Below are 26199 nucleotides of genomic sequence, written 5' to 3' on the forward strand. Positions count from 1 at the left end.
CCCCGGCCCGTACCCGTACCCAGCGGCTTATGAGGAGAGCCACTCGGTTGCGTTGAGGGCGAGGGCGGCGTTGGTGGCGCCGGTGTCGTTCCAGCCGTCGTAGAGCGTGTTGCCGGACTGCCCGGTGCCGTCGTCGACCGGCGAACTGTCGCCCCAGAACGCGACCTTGCCGCTCCCGAAGGTGCTGGTCGCGAAGAAGGCGCCGGTGTTGCCGGAGTAACCGCTGCGGTACAGCAGCCCCTTGGCGGCGGAGTTGTCGGCGGGCTTGATCGTGGCGGTGGTGCCGTTGGCGATCAGGCTCTTGGTGACGGTGCCGAAGGAGCCGTGCAGTACCGGGTTGCTGCTGTCGCTGATGGCGGCCGGGTAGCCGGAACTGATGTTGAGCGAGTCGATGGAGAACCCGAACGGGTCAGTGGAATCAACGCTGTTGTTGGTCATCAGGTCGTTGAGGATCTGGACCGCGTCGTACCCGTCGTTGTTCCGGTCGGACCCGGTGTGGTCGGAGATCATGAACAGCCCGCCACCGGCCTTCACGAAGTTCATGATGGCGGTCTTCTCGGCCGTCGTGAACTTGATGTTCGGCTCGGGCAGCACGAGTGTGTCGAAGTTCGACAGGTCGTTCGCCGACGAACCCCCGTAAGTCAGCGCGCTGGTGGCGGTCTTGAGGCTGTAGTCACCGGTCTTCTGCAGCGCGATGCCCCACGAGGAGAGGGCTCCGGTCCAGTCCTTGTCGGAGGAGGGGGAGGAGTCCTGGGCGAGCGGGTCCGGCTTGCTCGTGGAGATGATCCAGTCGGCGTTGCCGGCCTCCTCGGCGTGCCCGTCGTCGAACAGCACGCGGTGCGTGGTGGCCGCGGCGGCGGGGGTGACGGTGGCGGCCTGGGCGACGGCGCCGGTGGCGAGCAGGCCGAGGACGGTGAGAGCGGTGGTGAGCCTACGACGTGACGTGAACTTGCCAAGACTGAGCATCCGGTGAACCTCCGTGAAGTGGGGGGATTCCATGAGTGGGGGGTGGAGTCAACAGGGGGTGCGGGTGCTGCGGATGTCGCCGACTGCGGTGAACTGCGGTGAATCTCCGCGCGTAGAACGGTAGTTGAGTGATCACCGATCAACACAAGGGAGGACGGTACACACGGGACCGGGACCGGCGGGAGAGGCTCCCGGCGGTTCACGTAGATCTCTTACTTGGCGGAGCGGGCGTGGGGAAAATGGCGCGGTGCCGGGCGCGGTGCCGGGCGCGGTGATGCATGGCGACCCGGCACCGGAGCGCTGACGCGCGGTGTTGCTGGATTGCTTACCGCACGTCGACGAAGTCGCCGGGCGCTGTCGCCGCGGCGGTGGTGGAGGTACCGGCGAAGACGTAGCGGTAGTACCCGTCGACCGTGGCCTTGGTGGTGGTCTTCAGGACGCCGGTGCTGTTGGTCTTGACCGTCTTGAGGGTGGTGTAGGTGCTGCTGCCCTTCTTGCGGAACTGCAGCTTCGCGGGCTGGGACACGTAGCCCGCGTACTTGCCCGTCGACCAGTTCGCGCGGGCGAGCTTGCCGGTGACCGTGATGGTCTTGCCCTTCTTGACCGGCTCGGGCGTGGCGTTGGCGGTCAGCGTGGAGGCCTTCTTGATCGAGGCGGTGGCGACGTCGTCGTTGTAACTGGCGTTCGCGTACAGATCCCAGGCCCCCAGGAACAGCTTCCAGGTCCCGGCCACACCGTTGTCCTTCATGTCGGTGGCGGGGTGGATGTTGAAAACGGCCTTGCAGGTGTACGTCCCCTGGGTGGCCGTCTCCGTGCAGGCGGGGTCGTCGTCCGTCCCCAGCCCACCGGTGATCCCGGCAGTGGTCGAACTGTCGGTCCCCTGCCACAGGAAGGCCTCGGTGAGGGCGACACCGCTAGCGTCCGTAGCGGTGTACGTGACGGTGACGGACTTCGTGCCGGTGGTGCCGAGCACGATGTCCTTGCCCCCGTTGATGACGGCGTGCGAGAACTTGGTGTTGCCCAGGGAGTCTCTGGGCTGAACGGCCTTCGAGGCGAAGGAACTTACCTCCGCCGCGGCCCCCCTACGCTCCGCCGCCTGAGCGGCAACCGGAAGAGCGAGCGCGGACAGAACGACAGCACCGGAGACGACACCGGCCGCAACGCGTATACGCATGAAACCCCCACAGGAACCCGAGAGGCCCGCCCAAGTCTCCGCTTGGCCGGGCCTGTTGATCTCCGCATCATATGGACCCAGGTCGGAAATGGTGAAGATCTCTTGTGCAATAAGTGCGTAACGGGGCAGTGGGGATTGGGGAGTTGGCAGCAGCCCCTCTCGCCGACGCCGCTGACGATCAGGCGCTGCTCCAGAAGGCAAGGGCCTTGTTGATCAGGCTCCTTGCCGAGTCTCCGTGGCACGCCGCACCGCTGAGGGCGTCGAATGCCTTGTGGTGGAGGCCAAGTTCATCGGCGGCGGTGATGTCCACGCCGCAGGAGACGAGTTCGTAGTGGGCGCGGTCCTCACCCATGTTGAACCCGGGCATGGGCACGATGCCGAACTCGGCGGTGGCGGGGAGAATCCCAAGGTCGAGCGAGGGTAGATCGATCTCCCGGAGGAGACGCTCCAACTGCTCGCACATGACCGGACCGCCCCCTACGTTCGTGTACAGGGCCTGTTCGCCGAGGACCACGTCATAGCGGTGCTCACCGTCGTACAGGACCTGTTGCCGCTCCATGCGCTTGGCCACGCCGGCCGGTACGTCGTCCGGAACTCCGAGGAAGTCGACGACGCGGCGCAGGATCACGGTCGCGTACTCCTCGGTCTGGAGCGTGCCCCAGATCATGTTGGGAACGTACGCCTTGCCGTGCCGAGTCTGCTGATACCAGCCGATTACCTCGTCCTGGATGTCTTCCGTGCCGGTGGACAGTCGTTGTTGCCATGGGGTCGAACTGGTCACTGGATCTCTCCTCCCGATTGCCCCGGACACCGAAGATCGGCCGCCAAGGACGTCACGTACTCCTCAAAGGGAACCGACTCCGCGAGGGCGATCCGCTGATACTCCTGGAACGGTTCAGGGGCGCCCTCGTACACCTCCCGGCCGATCTGAGTTCCGGCGCGCTCATAGTGCATGAGCACGATCCGAGAACGGTCGAACATCCAGAAGTCCCGTACTCCCGCAAGGGGGTTGGGACGCTCGGTCACATCAAAGATGCGAACGGCTTCCCCGGCCTCGATGGTGTGGCGGTAGTACTCGAACTCGAAGCGGAGATAGTCCGTGAGGGGCTGGGTCACGATGTGTACCCGCCCGACCCGGCGACCGCCGGCCGCATACGCCTTGACCCGGTCAGACCAGGGCCGAGTCGCATCGCGCGATACTGGCTCCCCGGCCAGGAACCGCCGGATCGCCTCTTCCTCCTGCGGCACGCGGTAGACGGGCAGAGTCTCCAGGCGCCACGCCTCCTGTTGCATGGAGTCGAACGTCTTCCGCCAGCCCTCACCGGCCAAGAGCACGAACAACCTCCTCCTTCGGGTACTTATCGGGGCACGCACCGCTGTGGCTGTATGTCACATACGGCGCTCCGGTGGCCCTGTCGTGGACGTGGCTGTCGTACGGCTCGGTGGGACGGATGCCGAGTTGGCAGCGGCAACAGATCAGGACCATCGAACCTCTACCCAGGCCTGCCGCAGATGTCGTCCCCGAGGGCATGGATCGATGGCATGTGTGCATTCCTCGCGGCATGGCTCGCCACCGTGTGCGCAGCCGGGGCACGAGTTGTAGTGGGCCATGAGTGCCTGGTACGCCTCGTCGGACGTCTGCTTGGCGACGGCGACGGCGGCAGCCGCGTGCGTCAGAGCGGCGCGCAGCTTTTCGGGATCTGTCAGCAGACGGCTGAGGGTGGGCTGGATATGCCAACGAGGTCCGGCTGTGGATTGCGGTCCGGGTACGACGAGGTGAGCGGTGTCGCCGAGCACAGTGATCCTCGACGCCTCGGGCATCCCCCAGGAGGAGGCTCCCTCGGTGGGCACGAGCCAGTAGTACACGCTGGTCCATGAATCCTCGATGACGGCTCCGGTGTCTCCACGCAGCCGTCCGAGCGCTTCCAACGCGATGGTGCGCGGGACCTTGACAGCGTCCCACCACTTGCCGACGGGGAGCAGTGACATCGAGCAGCCGGCAGGCATCCAGTCCAGAGTGGGGGTGTTCATGAAGTCACCATCGGGTGACGGACGGTGGTGAATCGATACCCGCCCGGTAATCTCACCGTGGGATGGATTCCTATCTCGCCTGTGGATAAGGGGGGTTGAGCAGCAATGGCCACGCCGCTCGTGCCGATCGAACTGCCGGACTGGGCATGGGAGCGTGCCGATGTCAGACAAGCTCTGCGCGCGCGGAGCATGGGCGCAGTGTTTCGGCACGTGCAGCAGTACGCGGGTGCCAGTCAGTCCCGTATCGCAGCGGCAACAGGGATGACGCAAGCCCGTGTCAACGAGATCATCAACGGTCGCCGCGAAGTGTCCCGGCTGGATGTCTACGAGCGCATCGCGGACGGCCTACGGATGCCTGATGACGCACGCCACCTCCTCGGCTTGGCCGCGAGCAGGGAGAAGCGTTCTGGCGGTGCCGCGTTCGACCTGGCGGCTTTTCCTGAAGTCGTGCGCGTGTACGCCGCGCAGAATTCGGCGGCAGAGGAGATTCAACAACAGGCACGCGAGGCACAGGAGTTGGATGTACTGGCCGTGCGCGGCCTCGGCCTGATCGGGCTGAACGACAGTCTGCTGCGAGCCCTCTTGCCGGGCGAGCAGGGCGGTAAGGGTTTACAGGTGCGGGTCGCGCTCCTTGATCCGGACAGTGACGCCCTGGCTCAGCGGGCGGCGGAGATCGGGGAATCCGCAGAATCCCTCGCCGGAGGTGTGCGATTGGCCGAAGCGCGGTTGCGGGAGCTGTCCGACTCGTGCGACATCAGCGTGTGGCGGTACCGCATGCTGCCTACCTGGCGGCTGATTCGCACAGACTCGACGCTGTTCGTCGGTGCCTTCGACGCGGGGTGGGAAGGCCATGAATCGGCGACGTACAAGGTCATGGAGACACCGCACGGTCCCCTGTTCCGCGGCTTCCGCAGGATGTTCGAGGCGGTCATCGATGGTGCTGAGCGCACGGTGTGACCAGGAAAGAGAGGAACGGTTCGTGATCGAAGCGGAGTTGAAGGCACGGGTTCTCTCACCCGACACGGTCACACGGCAGCTCGATGAGCGCGCCACGGCTCGCGTTGAGGTGTACCAGGACACGTACTACGACCGTCCTGATGGCTCGTTGGAGAAGGCGGACCAGGAGTTGCGTGTCCGAACGGTGCGGGGCACGGAGAGTACGCGGACGGTACTCACCTTCAAGGGGGCCGCGGTCGATGAGGACTCAGGGTCCAAGCCCGAGTACGAGACTTCCGTCGAAGACGCAGACGCAGCCCACGCCATCCTGTGCGGCCTCGGCCATATCAAGGTCATCGAGTTCGAGAAACGCTGCCGGAACTACGAGTTCGAGGCGTTCGGCCGGCGGATGCTGGCCACGGTCGTGCGCGTGCCCGAGCTCGACGGGACGTTCCTTGAGGTGGAGACGCTCGTCGATGAGGGTGACGTGGCGGCGGCTCTGGACGACATTCGCGCCGTCTTCACCGATTTGGGCATTGAGCCCGAGGAGATGACGCGTGAGACCTACACAGGAGCAGTGGCGGCACGACGTCGCTGACCTAGGAACGCGGCCAGGGTGGCTGCGGTCGGGATCTTCTGCCGTTTTGGAGTAGGGGGACCTTCGAGGGCTGGCAGCGGAGCTTCACCGCAAGGTTGAGCGCCGTTGACGTACGGTCGCGGTCGGTTTACGTTCGAGCGTCTTGGGATGCTGATACGCAGTTCACTTTGCTGGCTCGGAGACTGTGTTGGCCGAGGCCTCTGATATCACATAGGCGTCTGCAAGTTTGACCAAGGAACCATGGACGAAACGAAATGGTGTAGCGCGCGGGTGGGCGAACGGTCGGCCAGCTACGCCGTGGAGTCGATCTGGACCGAGGCACGCGACACCACCAAGTTCCAGACAGACACCCGCAGTAGATATATGATCAATCCCCAGATCTGCAATGAGTAGCGAGGATTTTAATGGACCAGTCTAGCCCTGAGCACTATCCTGTCGCAGATTTCATCAAGTGGAACAACGAGAAGGAACTCGTCCTGAATCCGAGCTTCCAGCGGGGGCCAGTCTGGACAACGACTGCGCGTACTTACCTAATTGACACCATCTTGCACGGCTATCCGATTCCTAAAGTTCTGATGCGTACGCACATTGACCGTACTTCACACCGAATTTTCCGCGAAGTAGTAGACGGGCAACAACGCCTACGGACAATTATAGATTTCGCTGCCGGAAAATTTAAGCTCGGGATCCGATCGAAGAGCTATCGTGGGTCAGATTATGCCAGCCTCCCGGGTGAGGTTCAAGATAAGTTCTTGGCGTACAAGATCACCGCCGAACAATTGATCAACGCCTCCGATAGTGATGTTCTTGAAGTGTTCGCTCGGATTAACAGCTATGCTGTCCCGGTAAATGCTGCTGAGCTCCGGAATGCCAAGTTCGATACAGAGTTCAGTTGGTCAGTGCAGGAAAAGTCTCGCAAATGGACTGATCTTTGGGATCTGGGAATCTTGGGCAAGCGAGATCAGGTCCGGATGATCGGGTATTCACTTATGGCGGAGATGTATGGAATTCTCCTCCAAGGTGTTACCGATGGCGGCGAAGACAAGATCAATCGCCTTTATGAGCGAAAGAAGAGTAACTTCCCCGAACAGGAATTGGTCGAAGATCACGTCGATCAGATCCTTTCAATCATGTTCGAGCGAGTGGTGCCAAGCTTCGCTAATGAGCCGATCGTCAAGAGGCCTCAGGCTTTGATGATTTTCGCGGCGTTGGCGCATGTGAAGTATGGTCTGCCGGCGGGTGATATTGGTGAAGTCATGCCTAACCGGGGCGATGGCTTGAATGGGGCTGTCGATCGGTTCACGGCCAATCTGACTTTTCTGAATGAAGTACTCAAGGCTGAGGAGCCGCCCAGGAACTATGAGCGGTTTTATGCGGCATCAAAGTCTTCGACTCAAAGGATCGCCAGCCGTCGCGAGCGCTTTAAGGTATTTTGCGAGGCCATAGTCGCAGACAGCATGGAGCGTTAGTGCTGAGTCTTTCGGTCCCGTACATCGCCTTCAGGGTCGAATGTGAAGAGATTCTCGCATCTTTCTCTGTGCCTGCTCGTGGCGATCGAAATGAATTCGGAATTGGAGCGCATCGAGTTGCGCGCGAAGGGGCTGTAATTGCGCTACACGACGCCTGGAACCGATTCTGCAAGAATCTGGTATTGCGAAGTTCCTACCATCGGTTCGAAACCCGTTCAGGTCAAGTGCTTCGTCCAGCGATAGGGAGAAATCAGAGTGAAGCGCTACAGTTCTTGAGTGCAAACCTTTCGGCGATCTCCTCGAAATCGTTCGGAGAGCCGACCTGGTTTATACCCGCAGCAACGATTGATGCGGCGTCCGTGTTAGATGTCCCTAATAGGGCAACTATTGCAGCCGCTATCGGTGTTTCGACTATCCATAGCACGGTGTCACCCAGTGTTGGAGTGCAAGCCAATGCCTCACCTCCGAAAGAAGTGCAATCGGTACGCAATTATATTGCACATCGGGGAAAGAGTGCTGGAGCAAGAATGTCGCCTTTGATGTCGACATATGGAGCGTCTAATGTCCTTCAACTGCTGGATTCGCCAGTTGCGGGCGGTATTAAGCTTTTTGAGTCTTGGGTATTTGATTTGCTTGATATGGCCGAATTTGCCACTCGGTGAATAGGCGGGCCTGAAGAGGCGTGCAGGGGCTTGGTCGTGCTTTCAGTTGATGTCTGCAGCCTCTTATGACTCGCATAACGCCTCGCTCCAACGCTCTGATGAAGGTGCCCCACGCCCGAGTTGCTACCGCCACGGCAGATCCGCAAGCTTGCTTGGAGTCGCGTATGAAGGCTCCGGTCTCGGTGCGCGCTCACTCGACGCACTCTGTCCCGCTACCCCTGCTGTACGGGGAGTGTGACGCTTGGTGCTCAAGCGTCACACTTTTGCGGGGCGGTCCCCTCCGGGGCCGTCAAGGGTCGTGCCGCTCAGGTTTGAAGACCACTTCACCCAGCGGCGATCGCTGAGTACGTCCAAACATCCGCCGGTAGCGCGTGCTTGAGCTTCCACTTGATCGCCATCGGCTTGCTTCCTGTAGCGCCGTCGAACTCGGCAGGACCGAGCAGCATCCACGGTTGGGCGCTCCCGATGTCCGTGCTTTTGTAGCGGCGCACGAAGAGCAGGACATGGCTGCCCTCGCTTACGTGATTCCGGTAGCGCAGACCTGTGGGAGAAGTGGCCGACGTCTGATTCTGGGACTCCCAGTGGAAAAGAGTCTCGCTCAACGCGTAGTCGTGGTAGCGGGTTTGTGGAGAGAAGTCCTTCTCGTCCTTCTCCAGAGTGATGAGGAGTGCGTCGGTCTTGATCGACTCGCACCACTTCACGCCCTCACGGAAGTCGCCCGGCATGAAGCCGCCGATGTAGGACTGGCCAAGGGCAGGGAGGATCTCTTCGCGGCTGTACGAGGCATGCACGGTCAGCGGAACGCCGTTCTGCCCGCCAATGCCCAGAAGAGGGATCGGGACGTGCTCCGTGTGCGCAAGGTTGTACTCCAGAACCTGGCGCAGCTCACTGCGAACTGCCCGCTGCTCGCGCAGAGTTGTGAATCCGGCATCGTAGTCTGCGAAGCCCTTGCGAGTGACGCCACCTAGCGGCCACAGCTGGAAGAAGAGCATGCGGGCATACGCCTGCCCTTGCTCGTCGAGGTCGCCGTAGGAGGGAGCGTCGTCCGCCAGCATCCGCGTGTACGCGGTTACCCGCAGCGGGTCGTCCACCTGGAGAAAGGCGGATGCGCGCTTGAGGAGGTTGGCTTCACCTTCCGGCGGCTCACCTTGAAGTAGGCCGGAGCGGCGCAGCAACCCGGTCCAAGAGTTGCCGTTGCCTCGGTAGAGCTCCTTCAACTCGCGACCGCTCTCGTGCAGATACCGACTGAGCTTCGGCTCGGCGTAGTCGGCGACCTCGCGCGCCAGCACCGTGACGTTGACACCGATCTGGTCCTTGATGTTGGCGATGATGATGTTCTTCGCCTTCTCCTCAAGGATGATCTGGCAGCCGGACGGCAGCTGGGGGAAGTCGTGCTCGATGTTGTCCAGGAGCCGCTTTCGGGTGAGGTTGGTGAGCGCCCGGAACTGGTTCTCGAAGCGGAACTCCTTGCGGTGCTGCCCAATGAAGTCCAGCACCGTGAGCACGGCCTTGTCCTCGGTGCGGCGCAGGCCTCGGCCGAGTTGCTGAAGGAAGACGGTCGCGCTGGAGGTGGGGCGCAGGAGGAGCAACGTATCCACGTCGGGGATGTCGAGCCCCTCGTTGAAGAGGTCCACCGAGAAGATCACTTGCAGCGCCCCTGACCTGAGGTCTGCCAGTGCCTGTCCACGTTCTTCGGTAGACGATCCCCCAGACAGTGCTACGGCATTGAGGCCGGCCGTCCGGAAGGTCTCGGCCATGGAGTGTGCGTGCGCAACCGAGACACAGAAACCCAGCGCCCGCATCGCCCCAGGGTCGGTGACCTTGTCCCTGACGGCCTTCACGACCAGCCGTGCTCGTGCGGTGTTCCCGGTGAGTACGTTGCTCAAAGCGCTTGCGTCATACGCTCCGCGCTTCCACTCCACCGTGCTCAGATCGGTGGTGTCACTGATACCGAAGTAGTGGAAAGGGCTGAGGAGTTCGTTCTCCAGTGCTTCCCACAGTCGCATCTCGGCGGCGATACGACCGTCGAAGAACTCGTCCTGGATGTTCTTGCCGTCCATGCGCTCGGGCGTCGCGGTGAGCCCGAGCAACTCAAGCGGCTGGAAGTGGTCAAGGATTTTCCGGTATGTCGGTGAAGTCCCGTGGTGGAACTCGTCGATCACGATCACGTCGAAGTGATCACGGGGCAAGCGGTCGAGTGCTCGTGCGTTGAGCGACTGGACGCTGGCGAACACATGAGTCCAGCGTTCCGGGATCTCACCGCTGTGCAGCGACTCTCCGAAGTTCGCGTCCATCAACACGTCTTGGTACGTCCGCAGAGATTGCTGCAAGATCTCCTTGCGGTGCGCGACGAACAGCAGGCGCAAGTCGCGGCCGTGCTTCTTCCGGAGCTGCTTATAGTCGAGTGCCGCCATCACCGTCTTGCCGGTGCCTGTCGCCGCTACAAGCAGATTCCGGTGCCTGTCGTGCACCTCGCGCTCGACCTCGAGTCGCTCCAGCATGTCGCGCTGGTGCGGATACGGTCGTACCTCGAGACCGGACAGGGTGATCCCGCGGTCTTTGGCGGCAGTCGAAGAGGTGCCTCCTGCGACGGCGAGTGCCTCCTGGAGGCGTGGCCCGTCAGCGTCGGGATCGTACGTCTCGAAGGACGGATCGTTCCAGTACGCCTCGAAAGTCGCCGCGAACTTCCGCATGACGTCGGGCGTGGCGACAGAGGACAGTCGAACATTCCATTCCAAGCCGTCGAGGAGCGCCGCCTTGGAGAGGTTGGAGCTGCCTACCTATCCCGTGTCGTAGCCGCTGTTGCGACGGAACAGCCAGGCTTTGGCGTGCAGACGTGTCGATCGCGTCTCGTAGTTGACCTTGACCTGTGCATTGAAGTCCTGCACCAAGCGGTCCAACGCACGCCGCTCGGTCGCGCCGATGTAGGTGGTGGTGATGACTCGTATCGGCACGCCTCGGTCGCGTGCAGCCTTCAGAGACTGCTCGATGATGCGCAGGCCGTGCCACTTCACGAAGGCGCAGAGCAGCTCCACATGGTCGGCGGTGGCGAGTTCGGCGCGCAGCTCGAAGCCGAGACTGGGGTCCTCCGGCGAGTTGGTGATGAGGGCGGTGTCGGAGAGGGGAATGCCCGGGCGGACGGCAAAGACGCCTGGCGCCTCTTGCCTTGTCAGCGCGAGGAGTTGGCGAGGGCCATCAGCCACGAGGTCGACCCACTCCTGGGCACCTTCAAGGGTGCTGATGGACTCCAGGATGTGATTGGCGGCGTGTACCCGCTCGTCGGCCGGTAGGTGTTGCAGCACGCGTCGGACTGTTTGGGCAACGTGCCGTGTCAGGACGTGAGGCACGGATTCGGTTCCCACTGGGTCGGTCACCGGGTGCCAGCCGAGGGCTGCGAGCTCCTTCAACTGTTGTGCGAACCGGAGAGTGATGAGCTCCTCGTAGAGGCCGGTAGACGGTTGCGCAACACCCCGTGGCTCGGACACGCCGGCTCCCCCGATCGGCAGACAGTTGCGCTCATGTCTAACAGAGGGCTCTGGCGTCGGACGGTCAGGGTCTGGTCGAGAGTGCCCTTGCGGCAAAAGTGATCAACTTCGAAATCATGTTTGACACGAGTGATCGAGCTCGATCCAATATGGAGTCGTGGAAATCGAACGAGTTGTCGGTCGTGTCGAAGGTGTCGATGTGGGAGCGGTCTTCCACCGGCGGTTGGATGTGATGCGCGCCAAGCTGCACCGAACCAACCAGAAGGGCATCTCGTGGCTCAGGGATGAGGACGGCAGTGAGGTCGGCGATGCCATCGTCCTGAACGGTGGGTACGAGGACGACGAGGATCACTGGACATGGGTGCGGTACACGGGTGCCTCTCCTGACAAAGACAAGGATGAGAAGACCAAGAGTCTTTTGCGTAGTCAGTCATGGACGTACCGGGACAACGCGGCTCTGAAGCGCAGTTATGAACGCGGTCATCCGGTTCGTGTCATTCGTGGCTATCGCGGCGATTCGCGCTATTCGCTACCCGATGACTACAGGTATGACGGCTTGTATCAGATCACCGCTGTTCGCACGGCCGTGTCCAAGTCGCCTGCACCTGATGGCTCCAAGATTGAGATTTGCCAGTTCGATCTGGAGCGACTGCCTGACGAACTTCAGGAATAGTGACCTGCGAGGTTCGTTTTCAGCTTGAGTGCCGAGGGGCCCGGATTTCGTCGCTGTGCGGCGCATTGGTACGTGACTTCGCCACACCGGTGGCGATTCGTTGAACGATGTCCTGGGCCGACTCGTGTTCCCAGAATCGATGGACTGACCACCCCGCGGCGCGCAGATGCTCGGTCGTCTCGCGGTCGCGGACCATGTTCTTGTCCAGCTTGTTGCGCCACCACTCCGCGTTCGACTTGGGCTGCGTCGCGTGCAGCGGGCAGCCGTGCCAGAAGCAACCGTCCATGAAGATCGCGATCTTGGCTTTCGGGAAGACGATGTCGATCGTGCGACGTGGCATGCCAGGCACCGGCACGTTCACCCGGTACCGCAGGCCCTCGGCATGTAGGAGGCGTCGGACCGCCACCTCGGGGGCCGTGTCGCGGGAGGTCTGTCGGCTCATGCGGGCGGACACGGCAGGGGAGGACGGGACGGCATCTGGCACGGAAGTATTGTGCCGGCGTACTTGAGGCGTTGGGTCGAGAGCCGCAGATCACGTCCGTTCGTCGCGCCGGTAGGTCCACATCTCCGCTAGCAAGCCACCCCGAACACGGATCAGCCAGATCAGCTCGCTCACCGTCGCCGCTGAACCTGCTCCCCGGCTCACCTCCCCAACCGCAGCCAGCAGTTCCCCTTCGCTCAGCACCGCACTGATGTCGAAGCGCAAGTCCGGCTGGGCGGCCCGGACGTGATCCATCGCCCGCCGAACGTCATCGGGCCCCGTGATCTCCGGATGCGCGTGGTCCCGCCACTCCGGATGAAGGACCTCACCGGCGACAGTCGAATCGCCGGTGTTCCACATCTCGAAGTAGCGGAGCACCAACTGGCGTTCAGCGGACGTGTGTTGTTCAGTCGTCACGCTCGCCCCTCAGCCCCCGTGACACTCCCCATAAGCCCGCCCCGACCCACACCAACAAGAAGCCCCCCGCTGAGGCGGCCAAACCACAGCCCGCCCCCTCGCCGCCAGTGTCGTCGCATACTGCGGCAACAGATCAACATCTCCCGGCGAAGCCCCCTCCGACGCCGCGAACGCCTCATAAGAAGGCACCGTCCCCGTCACGATCCCGAGGTTCGGGGTGCCTGAAGCGGCCAGCTCCCGCAGTGACCCCTCTATCGTCGCGAGGTGCTCCTCGTGCGAGGGATACTCCACGGCCAGCGAGGCATACGCCCCCACCAGTTCCGCCAACTCCCCCTCCGGCCAGTGCAGTACAGCCACCGGGAACGGACGTGACAGCGCCTCCCGGAACGCCCCCAACTCCGCCCGTAGCCGCGAGATCTCGGCCTCGAGCTCCGCCGGGTTGTCCGACCCCAGTGACCACACCCTCTTCGGGTCGTGCAGCTCGTCCAAGGAGACGGACGACGAATGCAACGTGTCCGCCAGCGTGTCCCACTCGTCGTGCGACACGCCCAGCATCCGCCGCACCCGGTGTCGACCGAACAGCAACGGATGCGTCGAGTACGGCGGTTCAGGGACGTCCGTCAGTAGCAGAACCGCCCCCTCCGTGAACGTCTCCTGCGCCGCCTCCAGCTCGTCGTGGGACTCCAGGGACTCCGCGACGATCACCCAGGGGGCGGGATCGCGCGGGGACGCTGCCCGGACACCGTCGATGATCGCCCTGGCCTCGGCCTCGTGGCCGTACTCCCAGAGGTTCGAGGCCTTGAGGGCTCGTACCAGGTGAGGGGTTTCCAGGTTGTCCGGCGACGACAGCAGGCGGTCGTAGAGCGCGGTGGCGGCGGGGCGGTCGCCGGCCAGTTCCAGGTGGGCCGCGGCCTGGAGGAGCAGGGCTTCGGCGTCCTCGGGGTAGCGGGCGGCCGTCCGCTCCAGGCGGGCCGCTTCGGCGGGGTGGTCGACGTTCTCGGCGGGCGTGTCGGGGCGCATGAACGACACGGTACTGCCGATGCCGACGCAGATGGAGGCAAGGGGAGAGATATCCGCAGGTCGGCCAGTGAGAGAGGCGTGGGACCGGTGTGAGACGGACGTGCGGCAGACGTGGAGAGGTCGGGCCACTGGGAACGCCGGGTAGCTCCCGGGCTTCCAGCAGGTTTACGACCGCTGCGCCACCCCGTCCTCTGCCGTCGCCGTGGCCCCTGCCGACCTCACCGCCCCCGCCGCCCATCCCATGACCCCCACCCCCACCCCCACAATCCCCGCCCCCACGAACAACGGAGCCGAATACCCCCACCCCGCGCTGATCACCAAGCCCCCGAGCCATGCCCCCACCGCGTTCCCCACATTCGACGCGGAGACGTTCGCACTGGCCGCCAGCGGTACGCCGCCCGCCGCGTCCGTGACTCGCGTGATCATCCCGGGGACCGTCGCGAAGCCGAACGCGCCCAGCAGGAAGACCAGGATCACCGACGCCGGGCGGCTGCTCGCCAGCAGGCCGAACGCCGTCAGCGTCGCCGCGAGCCCGATCAGCGAGACGATCAGTGTCACGTCCCTGTTGTGGTCCGCGCCCCGCCCGCCCGCGATGTTGCCTACGACCAGGCCCGTGCCGTAGACCACCAGGAGCCAGGCCACGTCCGTCGTGGAGAAGCCCGTGACCTCGGTGAAGGTGTACGCGAGGTAGCTGAACGCGCCGAACATGCCGCCGTAGCCGAGGGCCGTGGCCGTCAGGGTCAGCCATACCTGGGTCGAGCGGAAGGCGTGGAGCTGGGTCCGCAGACCTGCACCCTCACTCACCCGTCCCGCCCAGCCCGGGACCAGTACCGCGATTGCCGCCAGCGCCACCGCCCCCGTCCCCGTGATCGCCCAGAACGTCGCCCGCCAGCCCCACCGTTCGCCGACGAGGGCGCCGAACGGGACACCGAGCACGTTCGCCACCGTCAGGCCGGCGAACATCATCGCGACCGCTCGGGAGGCCCGTTCCGGTGGGACCAGGCGGCGGGCTACCAGTGAACCGATGCCGAAGAACGTGCCGTGGCAGAGGGCCGCCACCACGCGGCCCAGGAGCATGGTCGGGTAGTTCGGGGCGATCGCGCAGAGCAGGTTGCCCGCGACGAACAGGGCTACCAGGCCGACCAGGACCGGCTTTCGCGGTAGTCCTGCCGTCGCCGCCGTGACTCCTATCGCGCCCACCGCGACCGTCAGCGCGTAGCCGGAGATCAGCCAACCCGCGGCAGCCGTCGACACGTTCAGGCTGCGGCTGACCTGGGGCAGCAGCCCGGCGATCACGAACTCGGTCAGGCCGATTCCGAAACCGCCGAGCGCCAGCGCCAGCAGGCCCAACTGTCCACCGCCATAACGGAGGTCGGGTTCCGCGGGCAGATCACCACTCCTCAGATCACCACCCCGTCGATCTGCAACGTCTGCACCGCCCCGGCCGCGAAGGTCGCGCTCACCGTCTTCCCGCTCAGATACGTGTCCGAGTGGGAGGTGTACAAGTCGCCCCCGCCGCCCGTCACCGTGTTCCAGCGCGGGACCAGACCGCTCGTACCGCCCGCCACCGTCGTGAACTTGGAGAGGTCGAAGGTCAGGGTCGTCGAGGAGGAGCCCGTGTTCGCCGCGACAATCACCAGGCGCTTCGCGCTCGCGTCGTAGCCCGCCGCCGCGTAGCTCACGCCCGTGTCGAGGATCGTCATGCCGGGGCGGATGTGGCGGCTGAACTGGGCCATCACGTAGTACTTCGTCTGTACCGCGCCGGCCGTGAGTGTGCTCTGGTCGTACGCGATCATCGCCCAGCCGGACGACGGGTCCATGACCTGCCAGTACGTCCACGCCGTGGGGTGCAGCCAGCGGAAGTCGTAGAGCAGGTTGCTCGCCATGGTCAGGCCGGTGGCGTCGCTGTCGCCCGTCTCGGAGTTCCAGAGGGCCTTGCCCGACGTGGTCACCACGTCCGTGTAGAGCAGGTCTCTACGGCCGCCCGAGCCCTGGTAGCCGTGGACGTTGACGCGGTTCACGTACCCCTTCGTCGTCGAGCTGAAGGCGCTCCACGTCGTCCGCGCCAGGTCGTAGCTCGTCTCGTCGGACGCCGAGATCTTCGTGCTTGTCAGGCCGCGGCTGTCCAACTCGCTTCTGACATACGGCAGTACGGCCGCCTGGACCGTCGAGTCCATGTGGCAGCCCTCCTGTGTGCCGGTCGCCGTCCACCAGCTCGACGAGGGCTCGTTGAAGGCTTCGACCGTCGCGAAGTTCACGCCCCAGTTGTTCTTCGCGTACAGGGCCACGGCCGCCAGGTGGGAGGCGTGCTGGCGGTAGTTCCAGGACTGGAGGTTGTTGCCGCCGCCCGAGGCGCCCGACGGGTTGTGGTTCAGACACATCCACCACATGGGGGAGTTGGCGAAGAGCTCGGTGGTCGCGCCGCGTGCCGTCGCCTTCACCAGCATCGCGCGCTGGGTCGCGTCCGCCGTCCACTTCCACGCCGAGGACGTGGGGTCCTCGTTGTTCCAGTCCTGCCAGTAGCCCTCGATCTGCTTGAACGCGGGGATGTTGGCGGAGGCGACCATCGACTCGCCGCTCACCGTGTTCCAGCTGCACGCGCCGAGGTTGTAGCGGGCGATGTTCAGGCCCAGGCCGGGGAGCGAAGTGCCGTTGTAGGTCGTCGACTTGGTGGTGAAGAAGATGTCGGCGAAGTCGTCCCGGGCGCCGAAGACGTTGGCCCACCAGGCCAGCGAGGTGCCCCAGCCCTCCCAAGTGCCGTACTTCGTCGCCGGGTTGACCGCGATCGTCGCGTCGGCGCGTGCGGTACCGGTCGCCAGGGCGGTGCCGAGGAGGCCACCACCCGCCGCGGCCAGCAGGGTTCTGCGTCGGATCATTTCTTCTCCCGATTCGCTCAACCGCCGGTCGTCCCACCGGCGTCGGCCATCCCCCCGGCTCGTGCCACCAGGAAGCATCGGGTGTGGTGCGTGGGGTTGTCGAGGGTTGTGACACCCCTTTCTAAAACCCGTGTACGAAGGATCGAACGGCGATGTTCACACGCCAACGGGAGCCATGGCTCTGGCGAGTTCAGGAGCCCGCCTTTATCGTGCCGCCCATGCGGGTCCCCGTCGTGCAGCAGCACAGTCGTCGACGCCGTGCGCTGCGCCGACGCGCCCTGTGGACCGGCGGCGAGTTGCTCGTCACCGCCGGGGTCGTCCTGCTCCTGCTCGTCGTCCAGCAGCTGTGGTGGACCAACCGGGAGGCCCGCCAGGGCGCGGAGCGTCAAGTGCAGGCGCTGGAACGGCAATGGGGGACACAGACGCCGACATCGCCATCATCGACATCGCCATCGACACCGGCCAACACGGAGGCCGCCGACGGCAGTTCACCGCACCGGACCACCACCACCGCCAGCGGATCCGGAGGGTCCACCACCCCCCATCCCTCCCAGGCCTACGCCATCCTCACCATCCCCCGCCTCCACCTCCGCGTCCCGATCGCGGAGGGCGTCAGCAAGCGGAACGTGCTCAACAAGGGGTACGTCGGCCACTACCCCGGCACCCAACAGCCGGGTCAGGCAGGGAACTTCGCGCTCGCCGGGCACCGCAACACCCACGGCGAACCCTTCCGGTATCTCCCTCGACTGCGGCTCAAGGACACCGTCCAGGTCGAGACGAGCACGGCCACCTACACCTACACGGTCGACAAGATCCTGCCGCGGACCTCCGCCGCCGACTCCGGCGTCATCCGGCAGATCCCGCGCTCGACCGCCAAGCCGTCCTACGGCTACAGCGCCCCGGGCCACTACATCACCCTCACCACCTGCACCCCGGAGTTCACCTCCCGGTACCGCATGGTGGTGTGGGGCACGCTCACGTTCACGCGACCGCGGTGAGGGGCCGATGAGGGCTCACGCCCGCTCCCGCAGCCCCACCACACTCCCCGCCGCCAGGACCGCGAGTGCCGCCGACACCACCATCGCGATGTCCGCGCCGCGGGCGAGACCGCTGCCCGCCGACGTGGCGATCGCGATCGTCAGCGCGACGCCCGCGCAGGAGCCGATGTAGCGGAAGGTCTGCTGTGCGCCGGAGCCCATCGCGGCCCGGGCGGCCGGTACGGACTCGACGGAGAGCAGGGGCAACGCGGCGTTCAGCAGGCCGCTGCCCACCCCGGCGATCACCAGGCCCGGCAGGAGCCGGGTCCAGGAACCCGAGTCGAGTGCGCCGAGCATGGTCAGGACGCCGGCCGCGTGGAGCAGGAAACCCAGGGCGAGTTGGTGGCGGGAGGAGACGCGGCCGGCGAGGCGGCGGGCCTGGAGGGCGACCGTGAAGGACAGGCCCGACCAGAGGAGGAACAGCCACGCCGTGTCCATCGCCGACAGGCCCAGCGTCTGCTGGAGCAGCGCCGGCAGGAAGCTGAACAGGCCGATCACCGCGAAGCCCGTGAACAGGCCGCCCGCCGAGGAGGCCAGGAAGGGGCGGTGGCGCAGCAGGCCCAGGTCGATCATCGGGGTCCTACCCCGGCGTTCGACGAGTGCGAAGACGCCGACGAGCAGTACGGCCGCCAGCAACAGCAGGCCCACCGGCGCGCGCAGCCAGCCGTCGCGGCCGAGGGTGAGTGCGGCCACGAGGGCGACCAGGGCCAGGCCGAAGGTGACCGCTCCGGCCAGGTCGGGGCGTCCGCCCCGTGGCGCGCGGGACTCGGACAGCGTACGGACGCCGAGCGCGGCCACGACGAGGGCGGCGGCGCCGAGGACGCCGTAGGCCACCCGCCAGTCGGGCATCGCGCCGGCCACCAGTGGGCCGACCGCTATGCCGCCGCTGACGAACGCGCCCCACACGCCGGTCGCGTGCAGTCGGCCGCGCGGGGTCGGGAAGGCGTGGACGATCAGGCCCAGGCTGCTGGCGAGGAGTGCCGCGCTGGACGCGCCCTGCGCGATACGGGTCAGGGTGAACAGCAGGGTCGAGGAGGTGAGCGCGGAGAGCGCGGTGGTGATGCCGAGCGCGAAGGTGCCGGCCAGGAAGATCCGGCGGCGGCCGTAGTCGTCGGCGAGGCTGCCGGCGACCAGGAGCAGCGCGGCGAGGCCCAGCGGGGTGCCGTTCAGCAGCCAGGCCTGGGCGGAGAGCGGGGTGTGCAGGGCGGCGGCGATGTCGGGGAGGGTGACCATCGGCGCGGTGTATGTCATCAGCGCCACGGCGGTGGCCGCGCTGGTCAGGGCGAGGGTGGCACGGGGGCGGGGCGCTTCGACCTCGGTGACCTCGGGCTTTTCGGAAACCGGGGAGAGGGTTCGTTCACTGAACCTAGTCATGCGGAGTACCGTAGCACTGTGGGTTCGTTCATTGAACCTTGAGTCGGAAAATGGCTAAGGTGGTCGGCATGGCACTGGGCAAGGACTACGCGACGCAGGAGTGCTCGATCGCCCGGGCACTGGAAGTGGTCGGCGAGCGCTGGACGCTGCTCGTCATCCGCGACGCCCTCTACGGCGTACGGCGCTACAACGACTTCCTCGTCCACCTCGGCATCCCGCGCGCGGTGCTCGCCGCCCGCCTCCAGGCGCTCACCGCCGAGGGCATCCTCGAAAAGCGCCGCTACCAGGAGTCGCCGCCGCGCGACGAGTACCTCCCCACGGACCGCGCGCTCGCCCTGTGGCCGACGCTCCGCTCGCTCGGCCGCTGGGGCCGCGAGCAGTTCGACGAACCCCAGCTGCGCTACTTCCGGCACGCGGACTGCGGCACCGAACTCGGCTGGTACGGCGAGTGCCCGAGCTGCGCGCTCGTCGTCCCCGTCGGCGACGTCCTCCTGGACCCGGGCCCCGGACTCGACCCGAACCCGGCGGACCCGGTCAGCCGCGCCCTCCTCAAGCCGCGGCGACTGCTCCAGCCGATCGAGTCCGATCAGGTATAACGGACGGTACGCGCACGGCAGTTGAGGGGAGGAGACGGTCGATGGTCCGCGATCGCGCCGCCGTACTGCTCCTCGTACTGCTGCTCCCGCTGATGCTGGCCGACACGGGCAGCCTCCCGGCCGTCGTCGCGCTCGCCGCGACCGGCGCCGCCCTCACCGTCTGCGCCCTCCTCGCCGCGCGCAGCGCGCCCGCCGTACCGCCCACCCGGGTGCGTACGGCCATCCGCGACCGGGCCCGCCGTACGGCGTTCCTGCCCCAGCGCGACCCCGACGCCTCGGGCCGCCCCCGGCCCCGGGCCCCAGGAAGCACCCTCCGGACGACCACCGCGTAACGCGTTCCCGCGCGGGTCGTCACATCGCCATGCCCCACTCCGGCACGACGAGACCCACGGAGGGCTCACCCATGTCCGTTCTCACCCATCTGGTCGGCCAACTCGCCGACTTGCTCCACCCGTTGTTCGGCCCGTCCGCGGTCGCCGCCGCGATCGTCCTGTTCACCGCGCTCGTACGACTCCTCGTCCATCCCCTCTCCCGGGCCGCGGCGCGCGGACAGCGGGCGCGGGCCCGACTCCGGCCGCAGGTCGCCGAGTTGCGGAAGAGGTACGCGAGGCAGCCGGAGAAACTGCGGGCGGCCGTACTGGAGTTGCACGCCGACGCGAAGGTGTCACCGCTGTCCGGGCTGCTGCCGAGCCTGTTGCAACTCCCCGCGTTCTTCCTCCTCTACCGGCTGTTCTCCGGCGGGGGCGACGGACTGCTCACCCACCGGCTGTTCGCCGCGCCGCTCGGCGGACGGTGGGCCGACGCGCTCGCCGGGGGCGGGGTGTTCGGGCCGGCGGGGCTCGTGTACGTCGGCCTGTTCCTCGGCGTCGCCGTGGTCGCTGGTTTCAGCTACGTCCGTGCCCGGCGGACGGTCGTCGACGCCGGTGCCGTCGGCCGGGTGCTGCCGTTCATGTCCTTCCTCACCCTTGTCACCGTGGCCGTGGTGCCGCTCGCCGTCGCCCTGTACGTGGTGACCAGCGCGGCCTGGAGCGCGGTCGAGCGGGCCCTGCTGTACAGCTGAGCGGCGCGGTTACGGTCCATTCCGTGAACCGGGTATTGCGGACTGGACCTTGAGCTTGGAGGATCGACCAGTCCTCCGATGGCTGCACCCATCGGTCGACGGCCCGCGCGATCGATGGAGATGGTGAAGATGAAGCTGCTGCGAGTCGGTACGGCAGGGGCGGAGCGGCCCGCGCTGCTCGACGCCGAGGGGATCCTGCGGGACCTGTCCGGCATCGTCCCGGACATCGACGGGCCGCTGCTCGCCGACAGCGCCGCGCTCGGCCGGATCCGTGCGGCGGCCGACGCGGGGTCGCTGCCCGCGCTGGACGCCGACGGGCTGCGGGTCGGGCCGCCGCTGGCGCGGATCGGCAAGGTCGTGTGCATCGGGCTGAACTACCACGACCACGCCCGCGAGACCGGCGCCGAGCCGCCCGCCGAGCCGGTCGTCTTCTTCAAGGCGGCGGACACGGTCGTCGGGCCCTACGACACCGTGCTCGTCCCGCGCAAGTCGGTGAAGACCGACTGGGAGGTCGAACTCGCCGTCGTCATCGGCCGTACGGCCCGCTATCTGGACTCCCACGAGGAGGCGCTCGCGCATGTCGCGGGGTACGCGGTCGCGCACGACGTGTCCGAGCGGGAGTTCCAGATCGAGCGGGGCGGGACGTGGGACAAGGGGAAGAACTGCGAGACGTTCAATCCGCTGGGGCCGTGGCTGGTGACGTCCGACGAGGTGCCGGATCCGCAGGCGCTCTCGCTGAAGTTGTGGGTCAACGGGGAGCTGAAGCAGGACGGCACCACCGCCGAGCAGATCTTCCCGGTCGCCGAAGTGGTGCGCTACGTGAGCCAGTTCATGACCCTGTACCCGGGTGATGTCATCAATACCGGTACGCCGGCGGGGGTTGCTCTCGGGCAGCCCGAGCCGAAGCCGTTTCTTAGGGCTGGGGATGTGGTTGAGCTGGAGATTGCCGGGTTGGGGCGTCAGCGGCAGGAGCTGAAGGACGCGTAGGCCGGTGTGGAGAAAGAGGGCACCATGACCGTTGCGCAGACCGAAGTGACGCTTGAGGAGTTCGAAGCGCTCGACGCCGCGGCGCCAGAGAGCCTCCACGTCGAGCTGATCAACGGGAGGGTCATGGTGACTCCGGCGCCGGACGGCGACCATGACGAGAATGTCATGTCCGTCGGAGACCAGGTGCGGGCGCACGATCCCGGGCTGCGCATGTACCAGGAGCGAGGGCTGGCCATTCCCGCCTGTCGCGCCGGGCGGGCTCGCGTCGATGGTGCGGTCGCCCCGCTCGGGAACTTCCGGGGGCAGCCGTCCTGGGCGGATGCCTCGGCCGTCTTGATGGTCGTCGAGGTGACGCCGGGCAGCGAGAAGGACGCGGACGCCGACCGCATCGAGAAGCGGGACGCCTACGCCCAGGCCGCACTGCCGGTGTATCTGCTCGTCGACCGGCACCGTGGCGAGGTGGTCGTGCACTGGGAGCCCGAGGGCGGTCGATACCAGCACTCGCAGACGGCGGTCTTCGGCGCGAAGCTCGGGCTGCCCGAGCCCTTCGGGTTCGACCTGGACACCTCCGACCTGGCCTGACGCTCCCTGTCACTCGTCCAGGAACTGCTCCAGCGCCGCCACCACGAACCGGTGGTCCTGCAGCTGGGGCAGGCCGCTCACCGTCACCGTGCCGATGACGCCCACGCCCTCGACCCTGATCGGGAACGAGCCGCCGTGGGCCGCGTACTCGTCGGGGTCGAGGCGGGAGGAGTCCTCGAAGGTGCTGCCCTTGGCGCGGAAGCGGGTGCCGACCAGGTAGGAGGCGGCGCCGAAGCGCTCGACCACCCTGCGCTTGCGGTCGATCCACGCGTCGTTGTCGGGGGTCGAGCCCGGCAGCGCCGCGTGGAAGAGCTGCTGGCCGGCGCGGCGGATGTCGATGGCGACCGGGGCCTGGCTCTCGCGGGCGAGTTCCACGAGGAGGGAACCCAGCGCCCACGCGTCGTCGTGGGTGAAGTGCTGGAACACCAACCGGCGTTCCTGTGCTTCGAGTTCCTCCACCGTCGGGGTGATCTCGGGGGCGATCCGCTGGGTCATCGCGGGCTTGTGCTGGGTCACAGGGTCACCGTCACTCCGTCGCGGGCGCTGCGGCGCGCGGCTTCCAGTACGTCGAGGGCGGCAGCCGCCTCCAGGGCGGTCACCGGGTTGGGGGCGCCGTCGTGGAGGGCGGCGGCGACGGCCGCGTAGTACGCGGGGTAGTCACCGGGGAGGGTGGGTTCGGGGCGGCCGCCTCCGGTGAGCGGGGACTCGCCCGAACCGACCCGGCCGTAGAGGGACTCGGGCTCCTCGCCCCAGCCGTCCGTCGCGACGGGGCGCTTTCCGTCCCGCAGGTCCGCCTCCTGGGGGTCGAGGCCGTACTTGACGTAGCCCGCCGTGGAGCCCAACACGCGGAAACGCGGGCCGAGTTGGGCGGTGGTCGCGGAGACGTAGAGGTGCGAGCGGACGCCGTTCGCATGGGTCAGCGCGATGAACGTGTCGTCGTCCGTCTCCGCACCCGGGCGGCGGATGTCCGACTCGGCGTACACGGAGGTCACGGGCCCGAAGAGGGTCAGCGCCTGGTCGACGACATGGCTGCCGAGGTCGTAGAGGAGACCTCCGATCTCTGCCGGATCGCCGGACTCGCGCCAGCCGCCCTTGGGCTGCGGGCGCCAGCGCTCGAAACGGGACTCGAAGCGCCATACGTCGCCCAGCTCGCCCTCGGCCAGGAGCTTGCGGAGGGTCAGGAAGTCGTTGTCCCAGCGGCGGTTCTGGAAGACGGAGAGGAGCAGGCCGTGCTGCTCGGCGAGGGCCGCCAGCTCACGGGCCTCGGCGGCGGTGCCTGCGATCGGCTTGTCCACGACGACCGGCAGACCGGCCTTCAGGGCCGCCGTCGCGAGCGCCACGTGCGTCTTGTTCGGGGACGCGACGACGATCAGGTCCAACTCGGCGGCGCGGTCCAGGAGTTCGTCCGGGGACGCGGCGATGCGGATGTCGGGGAACTCGGCGCGGGCCTGGTCCTGCCGCTCCGGGTTCGAGGTGACGACCGTGTCGAGGGCGAGGCCCTCGGCGGCGGCGATCAGCGGGGCGTGGAAGACGGAGCCCGCGAGGCCGTAGCCGACGAGGCCGACGCGGAGGGGTGTGCGAGTGGTGCGTCCAGTCATGCCCTCCACTTTCGCAACGCTGTTGCCAAAGTGCAAGTGGTGGGGAGAATGGGGGAGTGAACAGTGCGCGGAGCGGGAGTGGAGCCGGAACTACGGCGGGTGCGGGTGCGGTGGGTGCGAATCTGCTCGCCGTGCGCAGCCACAACACCGCGCTGGTGCTCGACCTGCTGCGGACCGCGGGACCGGACGGGATCAGCCGTCTCGAACTCGCCGACCGCACCGGGCTCACCCCCCAGGCAGTCAGCAAGATCACGGCCCGGCTGCGGGAGCCCGGACTTGTCACGGAGGCCGGCCGCCGCGCCTCCACCGGCGGCAAACCGCGCACGGTACTGCGCCTGGTCCCGGAGGCCGGCCACGCGGTCGGCGTGCATCTGGACCGGGACGAACTGCGGGTCGTCCTCGTCGATCTCACCGGGACGGTGGTCGGAGAGCGGAGCGCCCCGCTGGACCTGGGGGCGGGTGCCGCGGTGGTCGTGGAGGCGGTGGCCCGGGAGGTCGAGGGGCTGGTGGGGGAGGTGGTCGGAGGTTCCGCGCGCCTCGCGTCCGACGGTCATCTGCTCGGTGTGGGCGTGGCCCTGCCCGGGCCGCTCGACCACATCCACGGTGTGCTGCATCGCGTCACCGGATTTCCAGAGTGGGACGGGTTTCCGCTGCGGGACGCGCTCGGGCGGCGGCTCGGGGTGCCGGTCGTCGTCGACAAGGACACGAACGCCGCCGCGCTCGGGCTGGCCGTCGGCGGGGAGGGCGGGGCCTTCGCCTATCTGCATCTCGGTACGGGACTCGGCGCCGGGCTGGTGATCGGCGGGGGTGTGCACCGGGGGGCGCGGACCGGGGCCGGGGAGTTCGGGCACCAGGTCATCCAGCTGGACGGGCCGCCCTGCGACTGCGGGAACCGGGGCTGCATCGAGGCCCTGTGCCTGGCCGCCGTAGCGCGCGGGGATGTGGATGAGGCGGCGCGGGTGCTCGGTGCGGGCGCCGCGAACCTCGTGGGCCTGCTCGACATCGACCTCGTGCTGCTGGGCGGCCGTACCGTCGCCGCCGACCCGGAGCCCTTCGTGCGCGGAGTCGCCGCCGTCCTCGGTGAACGCGCCCGGCGCGAGGGCGCGGGCGAGGCCGCCGTACCGGTGCGGGTCGCCGCCGGCGGGGCGAGGGGTGTGGCGGAGGGGGCCGCGCAGCTGCTGCTCGGACCGTTGTTCGGGCGGGCGGACGGGTAGGCCGTCCGGCGGGGGAGGTGTTCTGAAAAGTGTGTCACTTTCTCCGAGGACTGTGACACTTCCGCCGAACAGGGGTCCCGCCGCGCCCGTTCGAGGCACACCGACGGCCGCGTCACCCTCCATCGGCCCCCATCTCCGGCACGCTCATGTGCTTATGCGATTGCCCCTGAGAACGCGCACCCCGCTGCGCACACCCCTGTCCCTCTGCCTCGCCGCAGCCGCCCCCCTCCTCGTCACCGCCGCCCCACCGGGCCACGCCGCCGACACCACCCCCAGCTGCGCCGCCCCCGACTCCCGCGCCTTCCCCCTCACCACCCGCATCCACGACGGCCCCAACACCTACGAGGCCGGCGGCGGCTACGGCACCTGGTATCTCGACCTCACCAACACCACCGCCCGCCGCTGCACCGCGATCCACCCCGTCGTCGTCCTCGTCGACCAGCAGCGCGCCCTGAAGCCCTCACAGCCCAGACTCGACTTCTACGACGGCGCCGGCCCGCGCCCGCACCCCGTCCGCTTCGCCACGACCGAGAAGGCCGAACTCGTCGGCGCCTTCGACGACGGCTTCCCGGGCTTCACCGTCGACCCCGGCAAGACCCTCACGGTCAAGGTGCGCCTCGCGCTTGCCCCCGGCACCGGACCGAACGAGATCACCGCCAACGCGGCCGTCGTACAACGCCATGCCGACGACGGGGACTGGGTCGGCCAGTCGAACGACTACCGCTTCGACGTCGAGTCGTCCCCGGAATCCAGCACGCCCACCCCCGCCACAACGGCTCCCTCCGCCACGACCCCGCCCGCCGAGGACCTCTCGTTCGCCGACGAACTCGCCCGCACCGGAATCGGCCCCGCCTACCTCGTCCTCGCCGCCACGTCCGTCCTCCTCGTCACCGCCGGCGCCCTGCTGCTGGCCCGCAGGCGCCGATAACGCGGGACGCCGTCTCTGCGAACATCTCCGCGAAC

General features: G+C 66.8%; 24 protein-coding genes and 2 pseudogenes. 12 read left to right on the forward strand and 14 right to left on the reverse strand.

Features of this window, described 5'->3' with window-relative positions; genetic code table 11:
* Window positions 1–33: 33 nt before the first annotated feature.
* From OH768_RS32435 to OH768_RS32455, 5 genes and pseudogenes are all read right to left on the reverse strand, one after another.
* A pseudogene (locus OH768_RS32435) lies at window positions 34–966 on the reverse strand (hydrolase); the annotation flags it as partial.
* A gap of 325 nt (window positions 967–1291) precedes the next feature.
* Window positions 1292–2140, reverse strand: coding sequence for a hypothetical protein (locus OH768_RS32440; RefSeq protein WP_406459490.1), 849 nt, complete (start codon window positions 2138–2140; stop codon window positions 1292–1294).
* 178 nt (window positions 2141–2318) lie between these two features.
* Window positions 2319–2921: a DUF5753 domain-containing protein gene (locus OH768_RS32445; RefSeq protein WP_406459491.1), complete on the reverse strand. Its 603-nt coding sequence runs from the start codon at window positions 2919–2921 to the stop codon at window positions 2319–2321.
* Window positions 2918–3475: a DUF6879 family protein gene (locus OH768_RS32450; RefSeq protein ID WP_406465535.1), complete on the reverse strand. Its 558-nt coding sequence runs from the start codon at window positions 3473–3475 to the stop codon at window positions 2918–2920. Before OH768_RS32450 ends, OH768_RS32445 begins: the two co-directional genes overlap by 4 nt.
* A 141-nt stretch (window positions 3476–3616) precedes the next feature.
* Window positions 3617–4171 (reverse strand): hypothetical protein, encoded by a 555-nt coding sequence (locus OH768_RS32455; RefSeq protein WP_406459492.1) that lies wholly within the window; start codon window positions 4169–4171, stop codon window positions 3617–3619.
* A 105-nt stretch (window positions 4172–4276) separates the two neighbouring features.
* On the opposite strand from OH768_RS32455, the gene OH768_RS32460 reads away from it, so the two are divergent.
* From OH768_RS32460 to OH768_RS32470, 3 genes are all read left to right on the forward strand, one after another.
* The gene (locus tag OH768_RS32460) at window positions 4277–5128 is read left to right on the forward strand and encodes a helix-turn-helix domain-containing protein (RefSeq protein ID WP_406459493.1); all 852 of its coding nucleotides are present in this window, start codon (window positions 4277–4279) and stop codon (window positions 5126–5128) included.
* Window positions 5129–5150: 22 nt separating this feature from the next.
* Complete coding sequence (gene cyaB / locus OH768_RS32465) at window positions 5151–5705, forward strand: class IV adenylate cyclase (RefSeq protein WP_406459494.1); 555 nt, start codon at window positions 5151–5153, stop codon at window positions 5703–5705.
* Between the two features lie 404 nt (window positions 5706–6109).
* The gene (locus OH768_RS32470) at window positions 6110–7174 is read left to right on the forward strand and encodes a DUF262 domain-containing protein (protein ID WP_406459495.1); all 1065 of its coding nucleotides are present in this window, start codon (window positions 6110–6112) and stop codon (window positions 7172–7174) included.
* A 985-nt stretch (window positions 7175–8159) separates the two neighbouring features.
* Here OH768_RS32470 and OH768_RS32475 read toward each other — a convergent pair.
* A pseudogene (locus tag OH768_RS32475) lies at window positions 8160–11321 on the reverse strand (DUF3427 domain-containing protein).
* A gap of 157 nt (window positions 11322–11478) precedes the next feature.
* Here OH768_RS32475 and OH768_RS32480 point away from each other — a divergent pair.
* Complete coding sequence (locus OH768_RS32480) at window positions 11479–11994, forward strand: YDG/SRA domain-containing protein (RefSeq protein WP_406459496.1); 516 nt, start codon at window positions 11479–11481, stop codon at window positions 11992–11994.
* A 19-nt stretch (window positions 11995–12013) separates the two neighbouring features.
* Here the strand turns inward: OH768_RS32480 and OH768_RS32485 are convergent, their stop codons facing one another.
* The 5 genes from OH768_RS32485 to OH768_RS32505 all read right to left on the reverse strand — a co-directional run bounded on the left by OH768_RS32485 (window position 12014) and on the right by OH768_RS32505 (window position 16788).
* On the reverse strand, window positions 12014–12436 hold the full coding sequence (locus OH768_RS32485; protein ID WP_406465537.1) for a very short patch repair endonuclease: 423 nt from the start codon (window positions 12434–12436) through the stop codon (window positions 12014–12016).
* A 90-nt stretch (window positions 12437–12526) separates the two neighbouring features.
* A complete protein-coding gene (locus OH768_RS32490) occupies window positions 12527–12892 on the reverse strand; it encodes an ester cyclase (RefSeq protein ID WP_406459497.1) in 366 nt (121 codons plus the stop codon).
* Between the two features lie 9 nt (window positions 12893–12901).
* Entirely contained in the window at window positions 12902–13912 is a 1011-nt protein-coding gene (locus OH768_RS32495; protein ID WP_406459498.1) for an SEC-C domain-containing protein, read from the reverse strand.
* 165 nt (window positions 13913–14077) lie between these two features.
* On the reverse strand, window positions 14078–15262 hold the full coding sequence (locus OH768_RS32500; RefSeq protein WP_406459499.1) for an MFS transporter: 1185 nt from the start codon (window positions 15260–15262) through the stop codon (window positions 14078–14080).
* A 50-nt stretch (window positions 15263–15312) separates the two neighbouring features.
* The gene (locus OH768_RS32505; protein WP_406459500.1) at window positions 15313–16788 is read right to left on the reverse strand and encodes a beta-1,6-galactanase; all 1476 of its coding nucleotides are present in this window, start codon (window positions 16786–16788) and stop codon (window positions 15313–15315) included.
* 218 nt (window positions 16789–17006) lie between these two features.
* On the opposite strand from OH768_RS32505, the gene OH768_RS32510 reads away from it, so the two are divergent.
* Window positions 17007–17786 carry a class E sortase gene (locus OH768_RS32510; protein ID WP_406459501.1) on the forward strand — a complete coding sequence of 260 codons (780 nt, stop codon included), beginning with the start codon at window positions 17007–17009 and terminating at the stop codon, window positions 17784–17786.
* A 15-nt stretch (window positions 17787–17801) separates the two neighbouring features.
* On the opposite strand, the gene OH768_RS32515 is transcribed toward OH768_RS32510, so the two are convergent.
* Window positions 17802–19199, reverse strand: a complete 1398-nt coding sequence (locus OH768_RS32515) for an MFS transporter (protein ID WP_406459502.1) — start codon at window positions 19197–19199, stop codon at window positions 17802–17804.
* A 68-nt stretch (window positions 19200–19267) separates the two neighbouring features.
* On the opposite strand from OH768_RS32515, the gene OH768_RS32520 reads away from it, so the two are divergent.
* The 5 genes from OH768_RS32520 (at window position 19268) to OH768_RS32540 (ending at window position 22424) form a co-directional block, all read left to right on the forward strand.
* Window positions 19268–19795: a winged helix-turn-helix transcriptional regulator gene (locus tag OH768_RS32520; protein WP_406459503.1), complete on the forward strand. Its 528-nt coding sequence runs from the start codon at window positions 19268–19270 to the stop codon at window positions 19793–19795.
* Between the two features lie 41 nt (window positions 19796–19836).
* Window positions 19837–20127 carry a DUF6412 domain-containing protein gene (locus tag OH768_RS32525; protein ID WP_406459504.1) on the forward strand — a complete coding sequence of 97 codons (291 nt, stop codon included), beginning with the start codon at window positions 19837–19839 and terminating at the stop codon, window positions 20125–20127.
* Between the two features lie 71 nt (window positions 20128–20198).
* Window positions 20199–20855: a membrane protein insertase YidC gene (gene yidC, locus OH768_RS32530; RefSeq protein ID WP_406459505.1), complete on the forward strand. Its 657-nt coding sequence runs from the start codon at window positions 20199–20201 to the stop codon at window positions 20853–20855.
* A gap of 129 nt (window positions 20856–20984) precedes the next feature.
* A complete protein-coding gene (locus OH768_RS32535) occupies window positions 20985–21842 on the forward strand; it encodes a fumarylacetoacetate hydrolase family protein (protein WP_406459506.1) in 858 nt (285 codons plus the stop codon).
* A gap of 24 nt (window positions 21843–21866) precedes the next feature.
* On the forward strand, window positions 21867–22424 hold the full coding sequence (locus tag OH768_RS32540) for a Uma2 family endonuclease (protein ID WP_406459507.1): 558 nt from the start codon (window positions 21867–21869) through the stop codon (window positions 22422–22424).
* 9 nt (window positions 22425–22433) lie between these two features.
* Here OH768_RS32540 and OH768_RS32545 read toward each other — a convergent pair whose 3' ends face one another.
* Together OH768_RS32545 and OH768_RS32550 are read right to left on the reverse strand one after the other, a co-directional pair.
* Window positions 22434–22919 (reverse strand): heme-degrading domain-containing protein, encoded by a 486-nt coding sequence (locus tag OH768_RS32545; RefSeq protein ID WP_406465539.1) that lies wholly within the window; start codon window positions 22917–22919, stop codon window positions 22434–22436.
* Window positions 22920–22936: 17 nt separating this feature from the next.
* Window positions 22937–24022: a Gfo/Idh/MocA family oxidoreductase gene (locus OH768_RS32550; RefSeq protein WP_406459508.1), complete on the reverse strand. Its 1086-nt coding sequence runs from the start codon at window positions 24020–24022 to the stop codon at window positions 22937–22939.
* Window positions 24023–24078: 56 nt separating this feature from the next.
* Between OH768_RS32550 and OH768_RS32555 the strand changes: the two genes are divergently transcribed.
* Both OH768_RS32555 and OH768_RS32560 read left to right on the forward strand, forming a co-directional pair.
* Window positions 24079–25236, forward strand: coding sequence for an ROK family protein (locus tag OH768_RS32555; RefSeq protein ID WP_406459509.1), 1158 nt, complete (start codon window positions 24079–24081; stop codon window positions 25234–25236).
* A 154-nt stretch (window positions 25237–25390) separates the two neighbouring features.
* Window positions 25391–26164 carry a hypothetical protein gene (locus OH768_RS32560; protein ID WP_406459510.1) on the forward strand — a complete coding sequence of 258 codons (774 nt, stop codon included), beginning with the start codon at window positions 25391–25393 and terminating at the stop codon, window positions 26162–26164.
* Window positions 26165–26199: the final 35 nt, after the last annotated feature.

This window comes from Streptomyces sp. NBC_01622, assembly GCF_045209635.1.
Classification (GTDB): domain Bacteria; phylum Actinomycetota; class Actinomycetes; order Streptomycetales; family Streptomycetaceae; genus Streptomyces.